The organism is SAR324 cluster bacterium (assembly GCA_029245725.1).
Lineage (GTDB): Bacteria > SAR324 > SAR324 > SAR324 > NAC60-12 > JCVI-SCAAA005.
Map to the genome: position 1 here is coordinate 1 of JAQWOT010000338.1, position 3,775 is coordinate 3,775.

Sequence of the window (3,775 nt, forward strand, 5' to 3'; positions counted from 1 at the left end):
CTGTGATGCAATAGCAAAATTCCGGATGAATACAGTCAAACTTTCTGGGGTCAAGCCAAGTGATGTAAAATTCACCACCTTTACATCGGTTGCTACTTCTCCTCAATAACATTTGCTTGGGATCCTAGATTGGATCCCACATTCTTTTAACTCACCCCACCGACTGATCAAATCTATAGAAAGTATACATTGGGGATGAGATAGGTAATATTTGGATGTATTTATATTTATTCAATAACTTTTGTGCTTTGTTAAGGTTTCATGAAACTTGATTCCTAGCATAATCTATTACTCTTTAAATAATTTTATTATCTTAGTGGCAAGTGAATTATCACGTTAAATACTGAGAGCAACGATTTTTAGCATCAACCTTAATATGAATATATTCAATAAAATTTTGCCTCTTATGGTTTTTGTGGTTATGACCACTGTAGCAATAGCTGCTGAATCTAATAGATTACGATTAATGTTGCCAATTCAGGGATCATATAACGGTAAGGTGTTTACTGGAGCTAGCGACCCTGCAGGGAAAGTCGATTCTGTTTCTGTATCTGGGTATAATTTGCAGTACGTGGATGCGTCTGGATTCGGAATAGGTTACACTTCAACCAACTTGACAGTAGAAGAAAAAACTTAGGATGCCAGTGAAAGCCTTACCTGGGACTATGCATGGGGCCCTGCAACTTTTCTTGATCTTTCGTACACATTCGGTGACGAGATGAGTGCCCAAATTATACTTGGTTATCAAATGGATCAGGGAGATCTTGAATTTACAGGTCGAGGCACAAAAACTACTAATAAAATGAGTTCTCACTCTGGTACGGCTTTCGGCCTAAACGGTGGGTATAATTTCGGAGGATTCGAAGCACTTATCGGTTATCGCTCAGAAGCTGTAAACGTATCACCTCAAAATTCTTCAACAGATTATGATATCAGTCGTACTTTGATTAGCGCTGGTATTGGATTTACATTCTGACCCTCTCCGTACCTGCGAGCCCTCAGTTTGCTGTGTCAAATGGGTTTGATGCCCGTAATCTATCCAGTGCTTCTATCGCATTAGATACTCTATCTTCCTTTGCAGCTGTGTCCTGCAGTGGTGCAGTAGACTTCGACAAATACTCTTTCAGGTGTTGCTTCAGACTAACATTGTATCTGTTCATATGATTTTCCTCTGGACCCTCTGCAAACCGTTGTTCTATTGGATTCCAAGCTATCCAGTATGACCGTTTCTTCCGTATTGTCCCTAGAACGCAGAGACGGTAATTTTGCCAACCTTTCGACTCTTTTGTTTGTTTGAGCAGTACCCAATGTCTGATCCTGAGCATTCTGTGGACATCTTTGAAATAGTGAAGCATATGGAGTTGGATCGAATATGTATCCCTTCCAGGGACGTCAGCAAGTCCGCTGATTGCCACACACAAGTCCTACTTACCGGAGACGATGATGCCAAGACTAAGGTTGACCAGTGAGGTACTGCAAACAGTTGAGGATGCTGCCTCCAGAGGCCTGCCGGACCGACAGATTGGTGAACTCCTCGGAGTATCACGAGCTACGATCTGTCGTCACAAGGTCGCTAATGAGGCTTTTGAAACTGCTATAAAAAAGGCCGTGCTCAAGGAATCGCAAAAACCAGCGTATCCAATCACTAATGATTGAGATCAATCGTTGGCTTTATTTGGGAGAAAATTATTCGGTTGATCCGAAGAGGTTGGAGGCATTGGTCAGTGTGTTGGGACGTGTGGGGGAGGTGCTAGAGGGGGACTGATCTCTTAATTGGCGTGTTGGGATCTGTTTTTTCTAGTACCTTCATGTTCTGAAATCAAAACTTGTGGATATTTTTATTCTTAAATATTGCCTCATTCAAGTCACGAGAGCACTACTGCTGAAATGCTTTGCCAAGACCGAAGCCACAGTTGCCAGCAGTGATAATCCTATTAAAACGATAACGCCATTTTCAAAATTTTCGTAACCACCCACGCTAACAACTACAGCACCACCAAGTACTCCAAATCCCATTTGTGCTGACCTCATCAGCCCCGAGGCACTTCCAGCTAAATCTCCAGCAGCAGAAACGGCGCTTGTAATTGCTGGATTCACCGCTAATGCCGATGTAAAGCCAAAGAGCATACAGGGAATCCCGATTGAAGTGGGATGATTCCAACTCATTAGGTTTGGCAACATCAAAGCACTGATTACCAGCAGAGTTAGCATACTTCCTAGCTGAATCATTCTTTCAAGACTTAGGCGCTGCACGAACCTTATTGTAAAGAAGTTGCCTAAAGTATGGCCAATTGGGGCCAACATAAACCAGAAACCTACCTCTGTACTATCAACCCCCATTCTTTGGTATTCAAAAGGGATAAAACCCAGCATCGTGAGCCACACTCCCACTGTAAAGGTGGAGACAAACATGTAGGCTAGGTATACCCGATTAGTTAGCAGTGATAGATAATCCCTGGTCAAGCTAGCCAGATTGAATTTTTGAAGGGGTCGAAGGTTGGTTTCTGGTAGATAGATCAGACTCAGCACCAAAGAAATGATTCCAGTCAGAAAGATCACGATCATGATCCCTTTCCAACTGATCAACTCAGTGATCAATCCTCCAAAGGCAAAACTGAAGGCAGGTACAATCATCATGATGCCAGAGATGGTAGCCAAAACACGGACTGCATCTGAGCGTTTATATGAATCGTTGATAATCGTTACTACAATTAAACCAACTGAGGCATTACCCAACCCTTGAAGCACTCTTGCCAGGACCAAAATCTCGAAGGATTCAGTCATAGCACCCAACAGGCTTCCCAGAGCTAAGATGGTAAGGCCGAAGAGCAAGGGAGGGCGTCGCCCAAAGCGATCTGAGAGGGTGCCATAAACTAGCGGAAACAGAGCCATTGGGATAAAGAATCCAGAAAGTAGCGCTTGTGAAGCAGCTTGATCGACATGGAAGTATTCTGTGATTGAGCTGAGGGCAGGGGCGAGGATTACCTCACTAACGTTACCACAGCCCAAGATCACAACGAGTAGCCAAGTTGTTACTTTGTGGGGCAACTAAGGATAAACTCCTGATGATTATCGGATATAGTCAGATGGGCAACGCCAGTGAAAGGAGTCTTTTACACTACCTGAGTTAAATTAGTTCGCAATTAGAACAAAGGTTTTTGGCATGCAGCTATCCAGAAATACTATAGAAATGACTATGTTTTGTTAAAGAACTGGTGATGCAAAGGTGTAGAGGCTCATTGGTGCACTAAGCCGAGTAGAACAGGTGCCATAGGAGAATCAGTTTTTAGTTTGGAGATCTGCGCTAATGGACAGGAATACTACCGAGCAGGTGGGGATGGTAGTGGGTACAGAAAAGAATAGGTATTTCTGGTCCAAAAGCGAGGACACCACGATCTAGCACTTCTTCAAGAGAATCATGATCATTCGAGAGATTAACTGCAAAGTGCTGACGTGGACTCAAATGACGTCCACACATATAGCGCGCGTCAGGTTCTGTTTCCTGCAGTGCAGGGAAACTATCCCAAAATTTAATTGTTTTGCAGTCTTGGGCAAAAATTCCAGACTTGACAGGAGTTTCACCGACTCGGTTCAGTGCATACAATGCATGAATATCTGTAGCTGTCCAAGTGACTAGTTCTGGAAAAACTATGTGTAGGTATTTATGAAACCAGGCAATGGAGTGCCAGATTAGAGCTGCATGCTCTATTTGTTTCTGAAAATTAACCGGAGCAATGATATCTACCTGTTGAGCAATTTTTTCTAAAATTGTGAC

5 protein-coding genes are annotated in these 3,775 nt (G+C 43.0%); 2 read left to right on the forward strand and 3 right to left on the reverse strand.

Going from position 1 to position 3,775, the window contains the following annotated elements; all coding sequences use genetic code 11:
* Positions 1–718: 718 nt before the first annotated feature.
* Positions 719–976, forward strand: a complete 258-nt coding sequence (locus P8O70_18310) for a hypothetical protein (GenBank protein ID MDG2198793.1) — start codon at positions 719–721, stop codon at positions 974–976.
* 22 nt (positions 977–998) lie between these two features.
* On the opposite strand, the gene P8O70_18315 is transcribed toward P8O70_18310, so the two are convergent.
* The gene (locus tag P8O70_18315; protein MDG2198794.1) at positions 999–1,160 is read right to left on the reverse strand and encodes a hypothetical protein; all 162 of its coding nucleotides are present in this window, start codon (positions 1,158–1,160) and stop codon (positions 999–1,001) included.
* 280 nt (positions 1,161–1,440) lie between these two features.
* Here P8O70_18315 and P8O70_18320 point away from each other — a divergent pair, with 280 nt between their 5' ends.
* Entirely contained in the window at positions 1,441–1,656 is a 216-nt protein-coding gene (locus P8O70_18320; protein ID MDG2198795.1) for a hypothetical protein, read from the forward strand.
* Between the two features lie 204 nt (positions 1,657–1,860).
* Here P8O70_18320 and P8O70_18325 read toward each other — a convergent pair whose 3' ends face one another.
* The gene (locus tag P8O70_18325) at positions 1,861–3,048 is read right to left on the reverse strand and encodes an MFS transporter (GenBank protein ID MDG2198796.1); all 1,188 of its coding nucleotides are present in this window, start codon (positions 3,046–3,048) and stop codon (positions 1,861–1,863) included.
* Positions 3,049–3,304: 256 nt separating this feature from the next.
* Positions 3,305–3,775 (reverse strand): hypothetical protein (locus tag P8O70_18330; protein ID MDG2198797.1); only part of this gene is annotated, 471 nt, incomplete at its 5' end.

Bases quoted from the DNA above. Each gene is read 5' to 3' on its own strand.
- P8O70_18310 (MDG2198793.1), top strand. From the start codon at position 719: ATGAGTGCCCAAATTATACTTGGTTATCAAATGGATCAGGGAGATCTT.
- P8O70_18315 (MDG2198794.1), bottom strand. From the start codon at position 1,160: ATGAACAGATACAATGTTAGTCTGAAGCAACACCTGAAAGAGTATTTG.
- P8O70_18320 (MDG2198795.1), top strand. From the start codon at position 1,441: ATGATGCCAAGACTAAGGTTGACCAGTGAGGTACTGCAAACAGTTGAG.